Here is a 21,565-nt window from a genome sequence, read left to right as displayed (position 1 = left end):
CGGAGCCGCCGTGCTCCAGCGTATCCCGACCTGGCGGTCAGCGAGACGACGACACCTTCGAGCGCACTCGGTCAGATGATCACCAGGCGCGCCCGCGGAGATCGATGGCACCTGCCGGCCACGAATCCAGCGGAGCCTCGACCGGGAGCAGCAGAATCGGCGGACCCGGCGGCTGCGTGACCGGGCACCCGGCGCGATCGACCGATTTCTCGGCTGCCGTGACCCGCTGCCACCCGCACGACGCGTAGAAGGGGACGACCTCCTCACGGCACCCCAGGTAGCCGAACTCGATACCACCGGCCTCGATCATCGACGCGGTCGCGGCCGCCATGAGTCTCGCACCCGCTCCTTCGCCCCGCGCACGCGGAGAGATGAGGACTCCGCCGACACCCGCGATCACGACCTCTGCGGTGCCGACGCCGATCGTCCGCCGCGCCCAGCCGACGTGGCCCACCACGTCGTGCCCGAGTCGAGCGATGACATGCAGGTCATGGGGCGCGTAGCCGTAGGGCTGATCGGGGTCCCACTCGCCGAACTGCGCGAGATACTCCACGTCGAACAGTTCCCGCAGCCGCGCCACGTCATCCTCGGTCAGACGCTCATGGGGGACGGTCTCGATGACGAAGGTCGTCACGCCTCGACCACCTGCCCCGCCTCCACTCTCCAGTGGCGGTCGGTCTTCACGGTCGCGAGCATCCGCCGGTCGTGGGTCACGAGCAGCAGGGTTCCTTCATACGACTCGAGGGCCTGTTCGAGCTGCTCGATCGCGGGCAGGTCGAGGTGGTTCGTCGGCTCATCCAGGACGAGGAGGTTGATGCCACGGGCCTGGAGCAGCGCGAGTCCTGCGCGGGTGCGCTCTCCGGGCGAGAGTTCGTCGACCGCACGGGTGACGTGGTCGGCCTTGAGCCCGAACTTCGCAAGGAGGGTGCGGATCTCGCCCGAAGCCATCTCGGGGACCAGAGCCTCGAAGGCCGTCGCGAGCGGTTGCGAGCCGGTCAGTTGCGCGCGGGCTTGGTCGATCTCACCGATCTGCACGCTCGCGCCGAGGCTCGCCGTCCCCTCGTCGGGAAGCTGACGTCCGAGCAGCCCGCGAAGGAGCGTCGACTTGCCCGCACCGTTGGGGCCGGTGATGCCGATCCGCTCCCCCGCGTTGACCTGCAGCGACACCGGGCCGAGTTGGAACGTCCCCTGTCGGAACACTGCGGAACTCAGCGTCGAGACGACGGAGCTGGAGCGCGGCGCCGAGCCGATCGTGAACTCGAGCTGCCACTCCTTGCGCGGCTCGTCGACTTCTTCGAGCCTGGCGATCCGGCTCTCCATCTGGCGCACCTTCTGCGCCTGCTTCTCGCTCGACTCGGCCGAGGCCTTGCGCTTGATCTTGTCGTTGTCTGGCGCCTTCTTCATCGCATTGCGCACACCTTGGCTCGACCACTCGCGCTGAGTTCGCGCACGGGAGACGAGGTCGGCCTTCTTGTCGGCGAACTCGTCGTACTTCTCGCGCGCGTGTCGACGGAGCGTGGCCCGCTCCTCCAGGTACGAGTCGTACCCGCCCCCGAACACCCTGTTGCTGCCCTGCGCCAGGTCGAGTTCCAGCACACGGGTCACACACCGCGCCAGGAACTCGCGGTCATGGCTGACCACCACGGCACCGCCACGGAGCCCCTGCACGAACGCTTCGAGTCGCTCGATGCCGTCGAGGTCGAGGTCGTTCGTCGGCTCGTCCAACAGCGCGATGTCGAAGCGCGAGAGCAGCAGGGCGGCGAGTCCGACCCGCGCAGCCTGCCCACCCGACAGCGACGTCATCATCGTGTCGGCGGGATCATCGCCGAGGTCGAGTCCGAGCTCGGCGAGCACCGCCGGAAGCCGCTCGTCGAGGTCGGCGGCACCGCTCGCCAGCCAGCGATCCAGCGCGACCGAGTAGGTGTCCGCGGGATCCGTGCCCGGAGGTGCGAGGCTCGGGTCGCCCAGAGCAGCGGCGGCGGCATCCATGTCCCTGGTCGCTGCTGCGCATCCCGTGCGGCGGCCGATGTACTCGGCGACACTCTCGCCGGGGACGCGCTCGTGCTCCTGCGGAAGCCAGCCGACGAAGGCATCTGAAGGTGAGAGACGGATCGCACCGGCCTGCGGTTCATCGACACCGGCCAGCAGCTTCAGGAGGGTCGATTTCCCTGCCCCGTTGACCCCGACGAGGCCGACCACGTCGCCTGCCGCGACGGTCAGATCGAGCGAGTCGAAGAGGGTGCGGTGGCCGTAGCCGCCGGCCAGCCCTTGTGCCACGAGAGTTGCGGTCATCCGTCAATCCTGTCACCCGTGCGGGTGGTGCACGGACGCCTCAGCCGTCGAGACGCTCGGCGAGCCATCCCTCCAACTGATCGGCATACGCGCGCGCTCGGTAGCGGCGAATGCGCGCCATGTCCTCGACGTCGGTCGTCTCGTTCAACGCCCGATCGTTGCCTGCTTCGACGATCTCGACGACCTTCGCAAGCATGCCGTCCTGCAGGACACGCTTGAGATAGGCGTGATCGCCGGTGATGCCACCGCCACGTTTCATGGACACCGCCCCCGCCGGCTGGAGGATCTGCAGGAACCTTCCCAGGTGCCGGTCATCAGTGACGAAGACGCATGGAACCTCGAACGCGCCGCGGAACTCGGGGAGAGAGGGCATCGTCGCGACTCGCGAATGCGTCAGGTCAAAGCTCGTGTTCCACAGTGCGTCGAGCGTTGAGGCGAGGTCCTTCTGCTCGCGCAGCTTCATGATGTTCAACGCCATCTCACGCCCCGTGTGATTGCCTGCCAGCAGCAGCGCACCCAGCAACACCTCGCGTGAGCCACGAGCGAACAGCTCCTCGGCGAACCCGGCGAGGACACGGAACCCGGACTCGGGACTCCTCCCCTGCAAGTACAACTGATATGCCTTCAGCATCACGGCGTAGGACGGAATGAGGAGGTTCTCTCGAACGATCTCGAACTCCACTGTGCCTATCTCGCTCGGATGCTCAGCGTCCCCGGGAACACGAGGGTCGGGTAGAGCCTCACCTTCGAGCCACGCTGTGATCCGCGAGCGGTCACCGGCGAGCAGCTCCTGCGCGTTCTCGCTCCGGCGCCGGTAGTTCGACACGTCTTGCAGTCCCGCCCGCCGCACGACCCCCTCGCCTGCACCGAGGCCGGGCAGGACCCGTGCGTCAGCATCGAGACGGCGGACAAGATCCGCCATGCGTCGATTCACCACTCCGTCGGCGTACTCCGTGCCCTTACGCGCGATGGTATCCAGGTGCGCCGTCACGTTCGCATCCAGGAGGAGAGTCCTGATGGGGCCCTCGTATCGGGCGGGAAAGTACTGGTACGTGGGCATCTGTCGTCCTCTCGTCCTCGTCCACGACGCTATCGTGACGGTGCGGACGAGCACGGATTCGCGTGCGCAGTGACAGGTGTCCGGAGCTTCCCCGCCGAACTCAGTTGTTGAAGCGGAACTCCACGACGTCGCCGTCCTGCATGACGTAGTCCTTGCCCTCGAGGCGGGCCTTGCCCTTGGCGCGGGCCTCGACGACGGAGCCCGTCTCGACCAGATCGTCGAACGAGACGATCTCGGCCTTGATGAAGCCCTTCTCGAAGTCGGTGTGGATGACGCCCGCAGCCTGTGGCGCCTTCGATCCCTTGGGGATGGTCCAGGCGCGGGCTTCCTTCGGACCGGCGGTCAGGTACGTCTGCAGGCCGAGCGTGTCGAAGCCGATGCGGGCGAGCTGGTCGAGACCGGACTCGTCCTGGCCGGTCGAGGCGAGGAGCTCGGCTGCGTCTTCCGGGTCGAGGTCGATGAGCTCGGACTCGATCTTCGCGTCGAGGAAGATGGCCTTCGCCGGGGCGACGAGGGCGGCGAGCTCCGCCTTGCGCGCGTCGTCGGTCAGCACGGACTCGTCGACGTTGAAGACGAAGATGACGGGCTTCGCGGTGAGCAGACCCAGCTCGCGGATCGGCGTCAGGTCGATGCCGGCGACCGACAGCAGCACACCGCGCTCGAGAGCATCCTTCGCCGCCTTCGCGGTCTCGAGCACGATGGGCTCGATCTTCTTGCCGCGCACTTCCTTCTCGTACCGCGCGATCGCCTTGTCGACGGTCTCGAGGTCGGCGAGCATGAGTTCCGCGTTGATGGTCTCCATGTCGGATGCAGGGTTAACCGTGCCGTCGACGTGGACGACATCGTCGTCGGCGAAACCGCGCACGACCTGAGCGATGGCGTCGGCCTCACGGATGTTCGCGAGGAACTTGTTGCCCAGACCCTCACCCTCGCTCGCCCCACGCACGATGCCGGCGATGTCGACGAACGACACTGCTGCGGGCAGGATGCGCTCGCTGCCGAAGATCTCCGCGAGCTTGTCGAGGCGAGGATCGGGCAGGTTCACCACGCCGACGTTCGGCTCGATCGTCGCGAACGGGTAGTTCGCCGCGAGCACGTCGTTCTTGGTGAGTGCGTTGAAGAGGGTGGACTTGCCGACGTTGGGCAGGCCGACGATACCGATAGTGAGAGCCACGGGGCACGAGTCTACCTCGCTGAAGACGCACGATCCTGCGGGATGCTGTGCGAGCGATGCGCGAGATCAGGCGAACGCGCGAGATCAGGCAGACGCCGGGCCGTTCGGCCTGATCCGGCGCGAACGCCTGACGCGGCGCAGCGGCCCGAGCCGCAGAGCCGCGCAACGGACCTCAGTCGCGAACGGCTCGATACGCCCGCGTGACGTACGGAAGGTCGATCGTGGCGTCCCCGTGCAGGTCGAGCTCGTCGAAGAGCGCGTCGAGCTCGCGCGCGATGCGGGCCTTCTCCTCGTCCGAAGCGGTGATGATGTAGCTGCGTGACGCCGCCATCCGGTGCAGCACGTCGCGCGTCACGGGGCGGGCCCATTCCCAGCGCTCCTGCTCGAGTCCGCTGAACGGCGCGGAGACACTCGGGTCCCCCTCGGCGAGCATGTTCTCGGCGTGGCTGCCGTGCATGATCTCGGTGAGCCTGCGCACCCAGTCGACACGGTCGTCGCGGATGTTCCAGATGAGGCCGAGCACTCCCCCGCCGCGCACGGCGCGCCCGATCTCGGCTGAGCCTGCCACCGGATCGACCCAGTGCCATGCCTGCCCCAGCACGACGGCATCGACACTCGCGTCCGGAAGCGGCAGCTGCTCGGCCGATCCCTGGAACGTCGGCACGCCGGGCACCGCACCGCGGAGCGTCGCGAGCATCACGGGGTCGGGATCGACGGCGACGACCTCGGCGTCCGGCGCCTCCGTGAGAACCCTGGTGAGCTTTCCTGTGCCGGCACCGACATCGGCGATCCGACGTGAGCCGTGCGGCATGCGCTCCAGCATCCATGCCACGGCCTCGAAAGGATAATCAGGTCGACCGACCTCGTAGTCTCCCGCCTGCGCTCCGAACGACGTCGCCATGTCCTCAGCCATGTCGCCAGCATACGGCGAGTCTCCGAGACGTCTTCGAGGGACCGGGGGAAGGTGGGGATGTGCCACTGGACTTCACTGCGATCGACTTCGAGACCGCGAACTCCAGCCCGGCCTCTGCGTGCTCGGTCGGACTGGTCCGCGTCCGCGACGGCCAGGTCGTCGCCACCACCGGTTGGCTGATCCAGCCGCCGCCTGGCCATGACGAGTTCCAGGAGTGGAACGTGCGCATCCATGGCATCCAGCCGGAGGACGTGCTGTCGGCCGCGACCTGGGTCGACCAGTTCGACCGCCTGTGCGCCTTCGCGGGTGCCGATGTGCTGGTCGCGCACAACGCCGGCTTCGACCTCAATGTGCTGCGCCGCGCGTCTGAGGCCACGGGCCAGCTGTGCCCGCCCTACCGGTCGCTGTGCAGCCTGCAGGTCGCCCGCAAGACCTACACGCTCGACTCGTACCGGCTGCCGGTCGCCGCTGCTGCCGCGGGGTTCGAGGAGTTCTCGCACCACGATGCCCTGGCCGATGCCCGTGCGTGTGCCCAGATCGTGATCGACGCCGCCTACAGAGCCGGTGCGGGCGACGTCTTCGCTCTCGCCGACGCGCTGAGTCTGCGGGTCACCGCTCCGGTTGCTCCTGTCGCACCCGCACTGGAGCGCGCGGTCGCCTGACCCGCACCTCGACCGCTCCGTGCGCGGCGACCTCCGAATGTCGGAGGCCGGCCCCATCATGAACACATGGATGCTCTGGCTGTCGTTCTCCTGCTCGTCGCACTCGCTGCGGGCATCGCCGTCGGCTGGTTCCTGCGCGCCGGCCGAGGCGCCGCCGATCTCGCGCGCGCTCAGGCCGAGCTGGCCGCTGCGCGCGACGACCGAGACCGTCAATACGACCTGTACCGCGATGCCGTCGAGCACGCGCGAAACGAGCAGCGCGCCGAGGCGCAGCGGGTGCAGCAGCAGAATGCGGTGCTCACCGCGCTCGCCCCCGTGCGTGAGAGTCTGCAGCAGATGCAGACCAAGGTCACCGCGATCGAGCGGGAGAGGCACGCTCAATTCGGCACGCTCGAGGAGCAGCTGCGCCGAGCGCAGGAGTCCGATGAAGCGCTCCGGGCGACCACCGAGTCCCTCGCGGGAGCTCTGCGCTCCAGCGCCACGAGAGGCGTGTGGGGCGAGACGCAGCTCCGCCGTGTCGTCGAAGCCGCGGGCCTCACCCGACACATCGACTTCGACCTGCAGGCGACGATCTCCAGCGACCGGGGCCAGGGCCGTCCCGACATGGTGATCCGGCTCGCGGGTGGCAGCTCGATCGCGGTCGACGCCAAAGTGCCGCTCGACGCGTACCTCGAGGCATCTGCGCTTCCGGGCGGCGACGCCCAGGAGCCTCAGCGTCGAGCATTGATGCAGAAGCACGTGAAAGCAGTCCGAGCGCACATCGACGCCCTGGCGAAGAAAGCCTATTGGGCGGGGCTCGATGCGAGCCCCGAGTTCGTGATCTGCTTCCTGCCGAGCGAATCGCTGCTGGCCGCCGCGATCGACGAAGACCCGACGCTGCTCGACTACGCATTCGGCCGACGAGTCGCGCTCGCCTCCCCCGTCAACCTCTGGGCCGTGCTCAAGACCGTGGCGTTCACCTGGACACAGCAGGAGGTCTCGACCGAGGCTCGCACATTGCTCGCGCTCGGCACACAGTTGTACGACCGGCTGGGAACCCTGGCCGGACACGCCGACGATCTGCGCCGCGCCCTGGAGCGCACCGTCGACAGCTACAACCGGTTCGCCGGTTCGCTCGAGACACGCGTGCTCGTGACCGCTCGCCAATTCCCCGGGGTCGACGCGTCGGCGCTCTCGACAGCCCCCGCGGTGACGACAGGGGCGGCCAGACGATTCACGGCACCGGAGCTGATCGCCTCTGAGGAGAGCACCCACGAACCGGAGTCAGGCGACGCGGTGGCTGACGCGGCGCGCGACGAGTCGGCACTCCGCGCAGACGTGGGCGACGTGCGGATCAGACTCGACGAAGAACGCTGATCCAGCGCTCACCGAGCAAGAGGGCGCCGTGATCAGGCGATACCGGGAACGCCGCTGAGCAGCAGGATCACCAGACCGCTGGTTGCCAGGAACGCGCCGATCATCCACCATGCGCTGAGCTCGTGCCCCTCATCGCGCCGGACGCGGAAGAGAACATCCGCACGTCGGGCCGGGTCTACTGCCGGTGCGACGGGGGCCACGGTCGGGGGCTTCGGAGCGGATTCCGCGTCCGCGCTCACCCGGAGGATGCGCCCTGTGTTCGTCGTGACGATCCTGGTCGCGGCGGCTTTCGAGCCGCTCGTGTGCTGCGTTGTCATCTGTTCGCCCTCCTGTGCCTGCGGTGCCTGGCGGCTCCGTCGACGGCGACAAACCCAGTGACAATTGTGACACGGGGGCCCGGCGAACCGTGGATCGTCGGGGTGTGAGGCGATACCGGCTCGATAACGATGCCGACGGCCTCAGCGCCGACGATCACACGACGGCGAACACGAGAAGCGTCAGAGCCACTTCGAGACGAGGTGCTCGGACGCGATGCGACGGAGCGTCCCCGAGGCGCCTCTGAGCACGACGCTCTCGGTGTACACATAACCGCGCTCGCGCCGGACACCCGCGACGAGCTGGCCATCGGTGACACCGGTCGCGACGAAGATCGTGTTGTTGCCCTGCACCAGATCGTCGGCCTCGTACACCTTGTCCATGTCGAGCCCCGCGTCGATGCCGCGCTGGCGCTCGTCGTCGTCACGCGGCCAGAGCCGACCCTGGATGTGGCCGCCGAGCGCCTTGATCGCACAAGCCGTGACTATGCCCTCGGGGCTGCCTCCGATGCCGACGCACATGTCGGTGCGGGCGTCGTGGCGTGCCGCATTGATGCCGCCGGCGACGTCTCCGTCACTCATCAGACGGGTGCCGGCGCCGGCATCGCGGATCTCCTGGATGAGCTGCTCATGACGCGGACGGTTCAGCACCGAGACGACGATCTCGTCGACGGGCTTGTCGAGAGCGCCGGCGAGCTTGCGGATGTTCTCCCCGATGGGCAGACGGATGTCGACGACACCGACGCCGGCGGGCCCCGTCACGAGCTTGTCCATATAGAAGACGCTCGAGGCGTCGAGCATGGTGCCGCGGTCCGAGACGGCGATCACCGACAGGGCGTTCTGTCGACCGGCAGCGGTCAGTGAGGTCCCGTCGATGGGGTCGACGGCGATGTCGCACAGCGGCCCTCGGCCGGTTCCGACGATCTCGCCGTTGAAGAGCATCGGGGCGTTGTCCTTCTCGCCCTCACCGATGACGACCCGTCCCTGGAAGTCGACCGTGCCGAGGAAGGCCCGCATGGCGTCGACAGCCGCGCCGTCCGCAGCTTCCTTCGCGCCGCGACCGATGAACGGCACAGCGCGGATGGCCGCAGCCTCCGTCGATCGCACCAACTCCATCGCCAGGTTGCGGTCGGGACGAAGCGGGCTCAGATCAGCAGTAAGACTCACCATGCGGTCAGCCTAGCCATCGTGCGCTCCGAATCCGCCGCTTTTCGGGCACGATCCCCCGAAGGAATCGCTGTTCTTAACAGCTACGCAGAAGCGGACGTGCTCGCCCCCGGCCGCGACTGCGGTATCGGCGCGTGCGCCCCGATAGAGTGGCAGCTGTCCCGGCTTCCCCTATCGCAGGAGTTCTCATGCCCGTCGCCACCCCGGATCAGTACGCCGAAATGCTCGACCGCGCGAAGGCCGGCGGCTTCGCGTACCCCGCATTCAACGTCTCCAGCTCGCAGACGATCAACTCCGTCCTTCAGGGCCTGACCGAGGCCGGCTCCGACGGCATCATCCAGGTCACCACCGGTGGCGCCGACTACTTCGCCGGCCACACGGTGAAGGCTCGCGCCACGGGCGCTCTCGCATTCGCGCGCTTCGCCACCGAGGTCGCCAAGAACTACCCGATCACCGTCGCCCTGCACACCGACCACTGCCCCAAGGACGCACTCGCGGGCTTCGTCGAGCCGCTGATCGCCGCTTCGGAGGAAGAGGTCAAGGCCGGTCGCAACCCGATCTTCCAGTCCCACATGTGGGACGGCTCCGCTGTTCCCCTCGCGGAGAACATCGAGATCGCGAAGGATCTGCTCCCCCGCATGAAGGCCATCAACGCCATCCTCGAGGTCGAGATCGGCGTCGTCGGCGGCGAGGAGGACGGCGTACAGCATGAGGGGTCGAACGAAGCTCTCTACACGACCTTCGCCGACGTCGACCAGGCCGTGCAGGCGCTGGGTCTCGGTGAGCAGGGGCGTTACATCGCGGCCCTCACCTTCGGCAACGTCCACGGTGTCTACAAGCCCGGTGGAGTGAAGCTGCGTCCCGAGCTGCTCGGCGAGATCCAGGCGGAGGTCGCCGCGAAGTACAACACCGGCCCCAAGCCGCTCGACCTCGTGTTCCACGGTGGCTCGGGCTCGACCGATGAGGAGATCGCCCTCGCGGTCGCCAACGGCGTCATCAAGATGAACATCGACACCGACACCCAGTACGCCTACACGCGTGCCATCGCCGACTACATGTTCAAGAACTACGACGGCGTGCTGAAGGTCGACGGCGAGGTCGGCAACAAGAAGCAGTACGACCCGCGTGCCTGGGGCAAGATCGCCGAGTCGGCCATGGCCGCCCGGGTGGTCGAGTCGACCCGCCAGCTCGGCTCGTACGGCCAGTCCAAGAGCTGATCGGTCGCGAGACACAGAAGGGGCCCGGCATCCTGCCGGGCCCCTTCTCGTTCTCCGTGGGAGCTGCGCCCGCGCAGACCTCACGGAACGTCCTCAGGGACGCGTCATCTGCTCGAGGTGCGCGATGAACGCCGGATCGCCCATCATCGGCACGGCGATGCAAACCGACACCACACCCATGGTCACGATGGCCCCGACGATCGGAACCCACCACGTCACACGTCCACGGCGGAGGCGACGGATCGAGAGCGCGGCGGTGACCGACCACCCGACGGCGAGCAGGATCGCGGCGATCGTGCCCCAGGTCCTCGCGGACGCGAAGTTCGTGAACTCGCCTTCGATGCCGATGATCTTCATCGTCTGGTTCATGACGCTCGGCAGGTCCAGGTACGACAGCCCGGTGACGACGACATTGATCAGTCCGTACGCCAGCATGGCGATCGTGGCGAAACGATCGAGCGGGTGCGCCCGCTTCGCGGGGGAACCGCCCGAGGGGCTCGACGCCGCGACCGCTCCCGGCACGGCCGGCGGTGGTGACGCTGCAGCGGCTGGAGCGATCACAGGCTCATCGATCGGAGGCAGACCCGCGGCCCGTCGCTGCTCCTCCGGGGTCGCGAGTTCTCCGTACTGGGGCCGCTGATCGCTCATCTCGCCATGCTAACGGCATAGCCTCATGCCGCCTCCCAGCAACTGCGTGCCGAAAACGATAGCGGCCCCGGAGAAGTGGGGACTTCTCGGGGCCGCGGACGTGAAGCGCTGGGGACGCTTCTCATCCAGGTCGACCGCCAGCGCTGGGGACGCTCGAGGCGGTCGGTAGCGCTCTTGTATGCCGCTACTCCCTTCATAGTAGGAAAACGCATGCCGCCGCGCCAGGGGTCTGACTTCAGATAGTGAAATCCTCGTCGGATGACCCGCTGTCCAGAGCATCCGCGCCGAGTTGCAGCGAGAGGCGCCTCGCGGCGACCTGCAGCTTCGACACCAGCTCCCTGTCGACCACATCGCGCTCGGCGTTCAGCGAGATCGCGAGCGACGCGGTGACGCCAGGGGCGATGACGGGCACAGCGAGGCAGGTCGCACCGATGGCGTACTCCTCGTGGTCGACAGCCCACCCCGGCGAGCGCTCCAGCTGTGTGAGCAATGTCCTGCGATCGTTGATCGTGCGCGGGGTGAGCTCGGGCAGCCGATGGCGGGACAGGTAGTCGAGGCGATCCTCCTCCGAGAGGTCGGCGAGGATCTGCTTGCCCAGCGCAGTCGCGTGGGCGCTGGACTGCAGCCCCACCCAGAGCTCGATCCGAGGGTTCCGGACCGCGTCGACGATGTCGACCAGATGCATCTCCCCGTCGTCGAAGCGCGACAGGTAGGCCGTGGCTCCCACCTCCTCGGTCACCTCGCGCAGCGCCGCGCGCACTCGAGCGAGGAACACGCCCCTGGAGCCGATCTGCTGCTGGAACGACGGAAACCGACTGCCGAGCACCACGCCGTCCGGCTCCGACGACAGATACCCCTCATGCACGAGCGTGCGCACCAGGTTGTAGGTCGTCCCCGGCGTCAGTCCGGTGATCGCCGCGAGCATCTTCGGCGGAAGCGGGCGCGGGGAGTTCGCGACGATGTCGACCAGTCGCAGAGCGCGTTGCACCGACCCGATGAGGGTGGGCTCCGCCTCCGCGGCGCTCAACGCTACGCGCCTCCTCCGGATGCACGACCGCCGAGAGCCCGGGCGTCCCGCTGACCGGCAGCGTCCTGACGCAGTTCCTTGGGCAGGGAGAACATCAGATCCTCCTCAGCGGTCTTCACCTCTTCGACATCGCGGTAGCCGGCGTCGCCGATCGCATCGAGCACCTCGCGGACCAGAACCTCGGGCACGGATGCGCCGCTGGTCACACCGACCGTCTCGACGCCGTCGAGCCACTCCTGCTGGATTTCCTCGGCATAGTCGACGCGGTAAGCGGCCTTCGCTCCGTACTCGAGGGCGACCTCGACCAGACGCACGCTGTTGGACGAGTTCGACGAGCCGACCACGATCACGAGGTCTGCCCCGGCGGCGACCTTCTTGATCGCGACCTGACGGTTCTGCGTTGCGTAGCAGATGTCGTCCGACGGCGGATTCTGCAGTTCGGGGAATCGCGTGCGCAACCGGTTGACCGTCTCCATCGTCTCGTCCACCGACAGCGTGGTCTGCGACAGCCAGACGACCTTGTTCGGATCCTTCACCACGACGGTGTCGGCTTCTTCGGGAGAGTTCACGACGGTCACGTGGTCCGGCGCCTCTCCAGCCGTGCCCTCCACCTCTTCGTGCCCGTCGTGACCGATGAGCAGGATCTCGAAGTCGTCGCGCGCGAAGCGCACGGCCTCGCGGTGCACCTTGGTGACCAGAGGACAGGTGGCATCGATCGCGTGGAGTCCCCGATCGGAGGCCGCGTTCACGACCGCGGGTGAGACGCCATGGGCGCTGAAGACGATGTGCGCACCCTCGGGGACCTCGTCGACCTCTTCGACGAAGATCGCACCCTTCTCCTCGAGCTCGGTGACGACGTGGATGTTGTGCACGATCTGCTTGCGCACGTAGACGGGGGCGCCGTAGCGTTCGAGAGCCTTCTCCACCGCGACGACCGCGCGGTCGACACCCGCACAGTAACCGCGCGGGGCGGCGAGCAGAACACGCTTGTGTCCGGCCACCGGGTTATCCTGAAGCCGCCCGGCCGCCGCACGCACTCGTGGGAGGCGGGGCACGGGGAGATGAACGGCAGTCGAAGTCACCCTTGAATTCTACCGTCGCGCAGCTGTGCACGGCCGGGGAGGTTCGAGGGCAGGGAACGGGAGCGGATGACAGTCTTCGAAGCGACGACGGGCCAGGGCGAGACGCCGCCGGCCGACTCGGTCGCACCCCGCGATTCCACCGCAGACGCCCCCACCTCCGTCACCCGCCTCAACGCGACGATCCGCGACTTCATCGCGCGGTGGAACACGGTCTGGGTCGAAGGCGAGATCACCTCGTGGAACGTGCGAGCCGGCAACGTGTTCGCGCGCCTGAAGGACACCAGGTCCGACGCGCAGATCTCCATCCGCGTGTGGTCGAGCGTGCGTGCGCGCATCCCGTCCGACATCGGCGTCGGCGACCATGTGGTCGCCGCGGTCAAGGCCGACTACTTCGTCAAGGCGGGCGACTTCAGCTTCGCCGTCTCCGCGATGAAGCACGTCGGGCTCGGCGATCAGCTGGAACGCCTCGAGAAGCTCCGCGTGCAGCTGCGGCAGGAGGGGCTCTTCGATCCTTCGCGCAAGAAGCGCCTCCCCTTCCTCCCGCACGTGATCGGCCTCATCACGGGCGAGCGCTCGGACGCCGAGAAGGATGTGCATCGCAACGCCGAGCTGCGCTGGCCGCAGGTGCGCTTCCGCACCGAGTACGCCGCCGTGCAGGGGGACCGCTGTGTCCCGGACACCCTCGCCGCGCTCGCTCGGCTCGACGCTGATCCCGAGGTCGACGTGATCATCATCGCCCGCGGCGGCGGCGACCCGCAGACGCTGTTGGGCTTCAGCGACGAGAGACTCGTGCGAGCGGTCGCCGCGGCATCGACGCCTGTGGTGAGCGCGATCGGGCACGAGAACGACCACCCGCTTCTCGATGACGTCGCCGATCTCCGCGCCTCGACGCCGACCGATGCCGCGAAGCGCGTCGTGCCCGACGTGGGAGAGCAGCGAGCCCTCATCGCGCAGCTGCGGTCGCGAGCGACCTCACGGCTCACCCAGCGCCTCACGCACGACATCGCCCAGCTGGAGCAGCTGCGCTCGCGACCGGTGCTGCGCTCGCCCGCACCGATCATCGATGCCCGCGCCCAGGAGACGTGGCTGCTGCTCGGGCGTGGACGGGACGCCGTGAACCGACAGCTCGACGACGCCGGGCGCCGCACGGGAGAACTCCGCGCATCCCTGCGAGCCCTCTCCCCCGCGGCGACCCTGGCTCGCGGCTACGCGATCGCCCACCTCGACGGTGGTGTGATCCTCCGCGATGCCACCGACGCTCCCGCCGGGAGCAGCCTCACGATCACGCTGGATCGTGGATCGCTGGCAGCCCGCTCCGAGGGCGAGATCCCCGAAGGGGACTGAGCAGAGCGTCGGCGTCGATCGACGTAAGATGGAGGAGTGAGCGCCCTGAACGACACCCCCGTGGACACGCTGTCGTTCGAGGCGGCCCGTGACGAACTCGTCAAGGTGGTCGCAGAGCTCGAGCAGGGCTCCCCCACACTCGAGCATTCGCTCGCGCTGTGGGAGCGCGGAGAGGCGCTGGCCGCACGCTGCGAGGAGTGGCTGCTGGGAGCGAAGCGGCGTCTTGACGCTGCTCGTGCCGCGGCTTCCGATGCCGACGACGCCGGAGAGTCATGAGCAAGCAGCCCCCCATCATCGCCGAGCTCGGCCGTCCGGAGACACCCGACGAGACCGCCGCCAGGAAGGCGGCGTCGAGCAAGGCGTACCGATCGAGCCAGACGGTGCGGAACCTGGTCGCAGCGCTTCTCGTGACACTCGCCGTGGTCGCCGTCATCATCTTCGCGGTTCCCCGCGGCGCACCCGTCGAGCAGAAGCCCCTCGACGTCGCCGCGGTGGCCGAGGGGGTGGAGTCCTCGATGGACCGCCCCGTCCTCATCCCGGAACTCGGCGACTTCTGGCGCGCGAACGGGGCCGAGATGCAGGGTGGCGCGACCGTCGTCTGGGAGGTCACGCTCGCCCCCAAGTCGGACAAGGAGCGCGGGTTCATCAAGGTGGACCAGGCCTTCGACGCGGATTCGTCCTGGGCTCCGCAGCGCTTGAACGGCGTCGCGCCGACCGACACGGTGCGCATCGGCGGGCTCGACTGGGACGTCTACAAGCCGGGTAGCGCGGAGTCGAACGCCAACGTCACCTACGCCATCGGCACGCAGGCCGGCGCCGACTACATCCTGCTCTACGGCTCACGGTCGGCCGATTCCACGGCCGAACTCGCCGAGAGCCTCATCCCGCAGATCCGCACCATCTCGGAGACCCCATGACCCACCCCCTCACCCCCGCCGCCGCCTGGACGCAGATGCAGGACGGCAACCGCCGTTTCGTGCAGGACGAGCCTCGCCACCCGAATCAGGACGTCGCTCGCCGCAAGGACCTGACCGCGGCGCAGCACCCGGTCGCCACGCTCTTCGGATGCTCCGACTCCCGCCTGGCCGCCGAGATCATCTTCGACCTCGGACTCGGCGACCTGTTCGTGGTGCGCAACGCCGGGCAGGTCATCGGAGAATCGATCGTCGCGAGCCTGGAATACGCCGTCGCCGTTCTCGAGGTTCCTCTGATCGTGGTGCTGGCGCACGACTCGTGCGGTGCGGTGCGCGCCGCCATCGACGGCACGGCGATCGATGCCGCTCCCCTGCCGCCGCACATCTGGAAGCTGATCGCCCCGATCGTGCCGGCCGCGCGCAAGGTGCTGGCGGAGAGCGGGGGCACCACCGTCGCCGAGATCGACTCGGAACTGGTCGGCATCGAGCACCTGCGCAACACGGTGAACGATCTGCTGCAGTCGTCCGAGATCATCAGCGATGCCGTCGCGGCTGGTCGCCTCGGCATCGTCGGCGCCAACTACCGTCTGGCCGAGGGCACCGCCGTGCCCGTGATCACGGTCGGCATCGACACCGACGACGACATCCAGGGGATCGACCCCGCAACCGAGGAGGGTTCGGAATGACCGAGCAGGACTACCGCATCGAGCACGACACCATGGGCGAGGTGCGGGTGCCCGTGAATGCGCTCTACGGCGCTCAGACGCAGCGCGCCGTGGAGAACTTCCCGATCTCGGGCAAGGGGCTGGAGTCGACGCAGATCGCCGCCCTCGCTCGCATCAAGAAGGCCGCCGCACTCGCCAACAAGGAGCTCGGCACCCTCGACGGCGCCATCGCCGACGCCATCGCCCAGGCCGCCGACCAGGTCGCTTCCGGCGCGCACGACGGTGAGTTCCCGGTCGACACCTACCAGACCGGCTCCGGCACCTCGTCGAACATGAACATGAACGAGGTGCTGGCAACGCTCGCCACGCGCATCCTCGGTTCGACGGTGCACCCCAACGACCACGTCAACGCCTCGCAGTCGTCGAACGACGTGTTCCCGACCTCGGTGCACATCGCGGTCACCCAGGCACTCATCGACACGCTCATCCCCGCACTCGACCACCTCGCCGTCGCTCTCGAGGCGAAGGCGGAGCTGTGGAAGGACGCGGTCAAGTCCGGCCGCACGCACCTCATGGACGCGACGCCCGTCACCCTTGGACAGGAGTTCGGCGGCTACGCGCGTCAGATCCGTCTGGGCATCGAGCGCGTGCAGTCGGCTCTCCCCCGCGTGGCCGAGGTCCCCCTGGGCGGCACCGCCGTCGGCACGGGCATCAACACGCCGCTGGGCTTCCCGCAGAAGGTCATCGCGCTGCTCGCGGCCGAGACCGAGCTGCCCATCACCGAAGCCAAGGACCACTTCGAGGCGCAGGCGAACCGCGACGGTCTGGTCGAGGCCTCCGGTGCTCTCCGCACCATCGCGGTGTCGCTGACCAAGATCAACAACGACCTGCGCTGGATGGGGTCGGGCCCCAACACGGGCCTCGGCGAGTTGCACATCCCCGACCTGCAGCCCGGATCCTCGATCATGCCGGGCAAGGTCAACCCCGTCGTGCCCGAGGCCGTGCTCATGGTGTGCGCGCGCGTGATCGGCAACGACGCCACCGTCGCGTGGGCCGGCGCATCCGGTTCCTTCGAGCTGAACGTCGCCATCCCGGTCATGGGCACCGCGGTGCTCGAGTCGATCCGTCTGCTGTCGAACGCCTCGCGCGTGCTCGCCGACAAGACGATCGACGGTCTGCAGGCGAACGTCGAGCGGGCGGCGGCCTTCGCGGGCATGAGCCCGTCGATCGTGACGCCGCTGAACAAGCTGATCGGCTACGAGGCGGCGGCGAAGATCGCCAAGCACTCGGTCGCCAAGGGCATCACGGTGCGCGACGCCGTGATCGACCTCGGCTACGTCGAGCGCGGCGAGCTCACCCTCGAGCAGCTGGACGAGAAGCTCGACCTGCTGTCGATGACGCACGCGGGCTGACCCGCCCACGTCGAAGCGGATGCCGCGAGGACTCGATCCTCGCGGCATCCTCTGTCTCCGGGCGCCGCGTCTCGGGTTCCCAGCACAGACGCATGACCAGCCGACGATTGCATGAGCGTTCGGCGGGACGGCACCTGCATCCGGCATCGCCTCATGCAGGTGCACCAGTTCACGCACGAGCCCGAGCGAGCGCAGCCAGAATCGCTGCTGCGACCACGTCCCACGAGTACACGATCATCGAGTAGTCGAAACGGAGCGTCTCGAAGCCGAGGTCGGATGCGACTGCGTCTCGCATGAGATCGCGATGCCGTTTCGCAGCATCCTCGTGGTTGTCGCGACCGTCGGCCTCGAGGATGACGCGGCCCTCGATCACGAAGTCGACCCGCCCGACCCCGCCGACGGTCACCTGGGTGCGCACAGCCACTCCGATCAGATGGAGCCGCAGCCGCACCAGGGATTCCAAGCCGCTCTCCGCGTCCGGACGTGCGAGGTCGACGAGCCAGCGCGCCGTCGCAGGAAGGGCGGAGCGGACGTGCGCACGCGCCGCAGCAGTCAGCATCCGCTTGTTCCAGGCCGACTCGTACGCGGCGAAGAAGAACTCCTCCCCGTAACAGGCGTATGCGTGTGTCAGCGCGACCTCTATCGGCGCGATGCCGACATCCATGCGTCCGCGGGTGAAGTGAGCGACGCAGCCGCACTGCTTCGGATGATGCCGTCGCCCGCCGAGCCCCATCCAGACATGCACCTCAGCGGGAACCTCCAGCGTCCACACCTCTCGAATCCTCAAGGCGCTCCCGCAAGTGAGGGCTCCCCCGTGGGCCGCTGCTGTGACCACTTCGGTCGCGGCTCCTCGAGATGCGAACACACCAGAACGCACTCGGACGATACGACCGGCCCTGCACTCCGCTCCCAGCCGTGAGCGTGAGCATCCGAAGCCCTGAAGCCGGGTGCCGCGTGCGACCCCTCCCAAGCGTCCGAGGAGCATATTGACGTCGATCATCGTTCGATTCTGGGGGCCCACGCCCGCTCGGCCGGCCCACCTTCACGCCATCGGTGAACACGAGCGCAGAACAGGCCGCTGTGCAGTCCGACTGACCTGCTCCCCCCTCTCACGCGCATGACCATCCGACGATCGCATGACTAGGAACGGCGAATCATCATGCAAGCGGACGGTATCCATGCGATCGGGGGCTGCACCGAGACCAAGAAGCGGATGCCGCGAGGACCGAGCCCTCGCGGCATCCGCTGTTTCCGTCGTCAGCTGAGCTCTCCACCCTCCAGGAGCTCGGTGACGAGGGCTGCGATGGCCGAACGCTCCGACCGCGTCAGGGTCACGTGTCCGAAGAGATCATGTCCCTTCAGGGTCTCGATCACGCTGGCGATGCCGTCATGACGACCCACGCGGAGGTTGTCACGCTGACCGACGTCATGGGTGAGGATGACGCGCGAGTTCTGTCCCATGCGGCTCAGCACCGTCAGGAGCACGTTCCTCTCGAGCGACTGGGCCTCGTCGACGATCACGAACGCGTCGTGCAGGGACCTTCCGCGAATGTGGGTGAGCGGGAGCACCTCGAGCAGTCCGCGCTCGACGACCTCCTCGATGACGTTGCCCGACACCACCGAACCCAGCGTGTCGAACACCGCCTGACCCCAGGGCCCCATCTTCTCGCCCTGGTCGCCCGGGAGGTAGCCGAGCTCCTGCCCACCGACCGCGAACAGGGGCCGGAACACGATGATCTTCTTCTGCTGCTGCCGCTCGAGCACCGCTTCGAGTCCTGCGCACAGCGCGAGCGCCGACTTGCCGGTGCCCGCACGCCCGCCGAGCGAGACGATGCCCACCTCCTGGTCGAGGAGCAGATCGATCGCTATGCGCTGCTCCGCGGAGCGGCCGTGCATGCCGAAGATGTCGCGGTCGCCGCGCACGAGCCGGTACTCGCCGTCTCCCGTGACGCGACCGAGCGCCGACCCGCGCTCGGAGTGGATGATCAGGCCGGTGTTCACCGGGAGCCCCCGAGCCTGCTCGCTGATGCCGACCTCGCTCTCGTACAGGTCGCTGATGTCATCACCGGACAGGTCGAGAGTCGAGATCCCGGTCCACCCCGAGTCCACCGCCTGCTCGGCGAGGTACTCCTCGGCGCGCAGACCGAGAGAGGCGGCCTTGACGCGCATCGGCAGGTCCTTCGACACGATCGTGACGTCCTGGCCGTCCTGTGCGAGATGCATGGCGACGGAGAGGATCCGGGTGTCGTTGTCGCTGAGGCGGATGCCCGCGGGAAGCACCGAGGAGTCGGTGTTCGCGAGTTCGACCCGGAGGGTCCCGCCCTCGCCGACCTCGACGGGGAAGTCGAGACGCCCGTGCTCGATGCGCAGATCGTCGAGGTGGCGAAGGGCCTGTCGCGCGAAGTAGCCGATCTCCGGATCGTGGCGTTTGCCCTCGAGCTCCGTGATCACGACGACGGGGAGGACGACCGAGTGCTCGGCGAACCGGAAGAACGCCTGCGGATCGCTCAGCAGCACGGACGTGTCGAGGACATACGTGCGCAGATCCTGATCCGGATCGGCGGAGGATGCTCGTCTCGTCGTCTTACGGGTGGACTGCTGCGCGGTGCTGGTGGCCTGCTGCGCTGTACGTGTGGTCACGACCCACTCCCGACCCGGGGAATCCCGGTAGTTCGAACGAGTCGACCAGGGGGTCACGAGTCGTCAACCTGAGGCCGACCCGACCGGGCGCCTTGCCCGATGCCTAGAACGTACGACTGTGCGGACGATTAACCCGAACTCGACACGCCAGCGATTCGTTACGCGCTGATGAACGTCTCGTTGCCGAACGCACGCAGGGTGTCGTCGAGGAGCTCGAAGCTCGCGGCATCCGTACCTGCGTGGGGAGCGATGCGCACCGCCGCACCCCGCGCCGTCACGACGATCCCGGCGTTCGCGAGCGCGGCGGCCAGGCGCCCGGGTTCCGCCGGAGCGAGAGACACGATGCCGGCACGCTGATGGCGCTCACGCGGGGAGCTCACCTCGATGCCGTGACGGTCGGCGATCTCGATCACGGTGTCGACGTTCTCGACCAACCGTGCCTCGATGGCGGCGACGCCGGCGTCGCGTACGTCCCGCACCCCGATGGCGAGTCGCCCTGCCGCGAGCGTGTCCGGCTGACTGACGGTGAAGGCGCGCGCGGACGGAGCGGGTGCCGGCAGCTCGTCGACGAACAGACCGGGAGACGTCGTACCGGTGATCCCGGACAGCACCGGGGCGATGCGCTCCCGTGCGCGCGGGGAGAACCACCCGAACGCACTGCCGCGGCCGGCGCGCAACCACTTGTAGCCGTGCCCTACCACCACATCCGCCGCAGAGTAGTCGACGTCGATCACCCCGAACGACTGGACGGCATCGACGATGAGCAGCCGATCGGGACCGATCGCCTCGCGGAGAGCGGCGAGATCGGTGCGGAAGCCGGTGCGGAAGTCGACGTGGCTCACAGCGAGTGCGACGACATCGTCGTCGAGGACATCGGTCACCGCATCAGGGGTCACGCGGCCGTCACCGGGCGTGATCCAGCGCGGCGTGACGGCGCACTGCGATGCCGTCGACGCGCGCTCCACCGTCAGGCTCACGCTCGGGAACTCGGCGGTGCTCGCGATCACTCCCCCGGTGAGACCGAACAGCGCGTGCATGAGCCCGTGCGTCGAAGAAGGCTGCAACGTGACGTCGGCCGCATCGGCGTCCAGCAGCTCGGCGACGAGTTCCTGTGCCTGGCCGATGCGCTCTCCGACGAGAGCGAGTGAGGAGGGCCGTCCGCTTGCCAGCAGGTCGGCATCGGCGAAGACCTCTTCCCGGACGGACGGCGACAGCGGCCCGAAGGCGGCCCAGTTCAAGTAGCCGGACTCGTTGTCGAAGGAATCGACATAGTCCTGGAAAGTGCTCACTGCGTCATTGTGGCACGGCTCCGCTCGGACCCGCCGCCGTGTCAGCGCCCGAAGCGCCTGTCCCGATCGGCATAGTCCCGGATCGCACGCAGGAAGTCGACCTGGCGGAGGTCCGGCCCCAGCGCCTCGACGAAGTAGAACTCGCTGTGCGCACTCTGCCAGAGGAGGAAATCGCTCAGCCGCTGCTCTCCACTGGTGCGGATCACGAGATCGGGGTCGGGCTGTCCCCCGGTGTACAGGTGCTCGCCGATCATCTCGGGCGTGAGGTGGGCTGCGAGGTCTTCGAGCGTGCCGCCTGACGCCTCGTGCTTCGCGATGATGCTCCGTACCGCATCGACGATCTCGTTGCGCCCGCCGTACCCGACCGCGAGGTTCACGTGCAGCCCGGT

At 68.0% G+C, this 21,565-nt stretch carries 22 protein-coding genes; 8 read left to right on the top strand and 14 right to left on the bottom strand.

What is annotated here, in order from left to right:
- Positions 1-79 precede the first annotated feature (79 nt).
- From DSP71_RS17110 to DSP71_RS17090, 5 genes are all read right to left on the bottom strand, one after another.
- Positions 80-634 (bottom strand): GNAT family N-acetyltransferase, encoded by a 555-nt coding sequence (locus DSP71_RS17110; protein WP_113681669.1) that lies wholly within the window; start codon positions 632-634, stop codon positions 80-82.
- A complete protein-coding gene (locus tag DSP71_RS17105; RefSeq protein ID WP_113681668.1) occupies positions 631-2,292 on the bottom strand; it encodes an ABC-F family ATP-binding cassette domain-containing protein in 1,662 nt (553 codons plus the stop codon). The genes DSP71_RS17110 and DSP71_RS17105 overlap by 4 nt, the downstream gene beginning before the upstream one ends.
- 40 nt (positions 2,293-2,332) lie before the next feature.
- Complete coding sequence (locus tag DSP71_RS17100) at positions 2,333-3,352, bottom strand: hypothetical protein (RefSeq protein ID WP_113681667.1); 1,020 nt, start codon at positions 3,350-3,352, stop codon at positions 2,333-2,335.
- A 100-nt stretch (positions 3,353-3,452) separates the two neighbouring features.
- A complete protein-coding gene (ychF, locus tag DSP71_RS17095) occupies positions 3,453-4,526 on the bottom strand; it encodes a redox-regulated ATPase YchF (RefSeq protein WP_113681666.1) in 1,074 nt (357 codons plus the stop codon).
- A gap of 172 nt (positions 4,527-4,698) precedes the next feature.
- Positions 4,699-5,439, bottom strand: a complete 741-nt coding sequence (locus tag DSP71_RS17090; RefSeq protein WP_113681665.1) for a class I SAM-dependent methyltransferase — start codon at positions 5,437-5,439, stop codon at positions 4,699-4,701.
- A gap of 59 nt (positions 5,440-5,498) precedes the next feature.
- Between DSP71_RS17090 and DSP71_RS17085 the strand changes: the two genes are divergently transcribed.
- Positions 5,499-6,101: a 3'-5' exonuclease gene (locus DSP71_RS17085; protein WP_046749611.1), complete on the top strand. Its 603-nt coding sequence runs from the start codon at positions 5,499-5,501 to the stop codon at positions 6,099-6,101.
- Between the two features lie 66 nt (positions 6,102-6,167).
- A complete protein-coding gene (locus DSP71_RS17080) occupies positions 6,168-7,457 on the top strand; it encodes a DNA recombination protein RmuC (protein WP_113681664.1) in 1,290 nt (429 codons plus the stop codon).
- Positions 7,458-7,489: 32 nt separating this feature from the next.
- On the opposite strand, the gene DSP71_RS17075 is transcribed toward DSP71_RS17080, so the two are convergent.
- Entirely contained in the window at positions 7,490-7,774 is a 285-nt protein-coding gene (locus DSP71_RS17075) for a hypothetical protein (RefSeq protein WP_046749613.1), read from the bottom strand.
- 180 nt (positions 7,775-7,954) lie between these two features.
- Positions 7,955-8,941, bottom strand: coding sequence for a class II fructose-bisphosphatase (glpX, locus tag DSP71_RS17070; RefSeq protein ID WP_045262743.1), 987 nt, complete (start codon positions 8,939-8,941; stop codon positions 7,955-7,957).
- A gap of 185 nt (positions 8,942-9,126) precedes the next feature.
- Here glpX and fbaA point away from each other — a divergent pair, with 185 nt between their 5' ends.
- On the top strand, positions 9,127-10,155 hold the full coding sequence (gene fbaA / locus DSP71_RS17065) for a class II fructose-bisphosphate aldolase (RefSeq protein WP_046749615.1): 1,029 nt from the start codon (positions 9,127-9,129) through the stop codon (positions 10,153-10,155).
- Positions 10,156-10,248: 93 nt separating this feature from the next.
- Here fbaA and DSP71_RS17060 read toward each other — a convergent pair whose 3' ends face one another.
- The 3 genes from DSP71_RS17060 to DSP71_RS17050 all read right to left on the bottom strand — a co-directional run bounded on the left by DSP71_RS17060 (position 10,249) and on the right by DSP71_RS17050 (position 12,885).
- A complete protein-coding gene (locus tag DSP71_RS17060) occupies positions 10,249-10,803 on the bottom strand; it encodes a DUF6264 family protein (protein ID WP_061015435.1) in 555 nt (184 codons plus the stop codon).
- Between the two features lie 235 nt (positions 10,804-11,038).
- A complete protein-coding gene (locus DSP71_RS17055) occupies positions 11,039-11,830 on the bottom strand; it encodes an IclR family transcriptional regulator (protein ID WP_113681663.1) in 792 nt (263 codons plus the stop codon).
- 2 nt (positions 11,831-11,832) lie between these two features.
- The gene (locus tag DSP71_RS17050) at positions 11,833-12,885 is read right to left on the bottom strand and encodes a 4-hydroxy-3-methylbut-2-enyl diphosphate reductase (RefSeq protein WP_374168981.1); all 1,053 of its coding nucleotides are present in this window, start codon (positions 12,883-12,885) and stop codon (positions 11,833-11,835) included.
- 93 nt (positions 12,886-12,978) lie between these two features.
- On the opposite strand from DSP71_RS17050, the gene xseA reads away from it, so the two are divergent.
- From xseA to DSP71_RS17025, 5 genes are read left to right on the top strand one after another with little or no spacing between them, the layout of a single operon-like run.
- A complete protein-coding gene (gene xseA, locus DSP71_RS17045) occupies positions 12,979-14,256 on the top strand; it encodes an exodeoxyribonuclease VII large subunit (RefSeq protein ID WP_058631887.1) in 1,278 nt (425 codons plus the stop codon).
- A 36-nt stretch (positions 14,257-14,292) separates the two neighbouring features.
- Positions 14,293-14,532, top strand: coding sequence for an exodeoxyribonuclease VII small subunit (locus DSP71_RS17040; protein ID WP_046749620.1), 240 nt, complete (start codon positions 14,293-14,295; stop codon positions 14,530-14,532).
- Complete coding sequence (locus DSP71_RS17035) at positions 14,529-15,173, top strand: DUF4245 family protein (protein WP_113681662.1); 645 nt, start codon at positions 14,529-14,531, stop codon at positions 15,171-15,173. Before DSP71_RS17040 ends, DSP71_RS17035 begins: the two co-directional genes overlap by 4 nt.
- Positions 15,170-15,856, top strand: coding sequence for a carbonic anhydrase (locus DSP71_RS17030; protein WP_113681661.1), 687 nt, complete (start codon positions 15,170-15,172; stop codon positions 15,854-15,856). The genes DSP71_RS17035 and DSP71_RS17030 overlap by 4 nt, the downstream gene beginning before the upstream one ends.
- Positions 15,853-17,247 (top strand): aspartate ammonia-lyase, encoded by a 1,395-nt coding sequence (locus DSP71_RS17025; protein WP_046749623.1) that lies wholly within the window; start codon positions 15,853-15,855, stop codon positions 17,245-17,247. The genes DSP71_RS17030 and DSP71_RS17025 overlap by 4 nt, the downstream gene beginning before the upstream one ends.
- A gap of 169 nt (positions 17,248-17,416) precedes the next feature.
- Here DSP71_RS17025 and DSP71_RS17020 read toward each other — a convergent pair whose 3' ends face one another.
- The 4 genes from DSP71_RS17020 to uppS all read right to left on the bottom strand — a co-directional run.
- On the bottom strand, positions 17,417-18,019 hold the full coding sequence (locus DSP71_RS17020; RefSeq protein ID WP_052748833.1) for an endonuclease domain-containing protein: 603 nt from the start codon (positions 18,017-18,019) through the stop codon (positions 17,417-17,419).
- A 485-nt stretch (positions 18,020-18,504) separates the two neighbouring features.
- Entirely contained in the window at positions 18,505-19,887 is a 1,383-nt protein-coding gene (locus tag DSP71_RS17015) for a PhoH family protein (RefSeq protein WP_046749845.1), read from the bottom strand.
- 158 nt (positions 19,888-20,045) lie between these two features.
- Positions 20,046-21,176 carry an aminotransferase class V-fold PLP-dependent enzyme gene (locus DSP71_RS17010; RefSeq protein ID WP_113681660.1) on the bottom strand — a complete coding sequence of 377 codons (1,131 nt, stop codon included), beginning with the start codon at positions 21,174-21,176 and terminating at the stop codon, positions 20,046-20,048.
- Between the two features lie 41 nt (positions 21,177-21,217).
- Positions 21,218-21,565, bottom strand: a 348-nt coding sequence (gene uppS, locus DSP71_RS24165) for a polyprenyl diphosphate synthase (RefSeq protein WP_258546512.1), incomplete at its 5' end; no start/stop codon positions are given.

It is taken from the genome of Microbacterium sp. H6 (assembly GCF_003314775.1).
Classification (GTDB): Bacteria; Actinomycetota; Actinomycetes; order Actinomycetales; family Microbacteriaceae; genus Microbacterium; species Microbacterium oxydans.
This window is presented reverse-complemented; position numbering and strand designations above follow the sequence as displayed.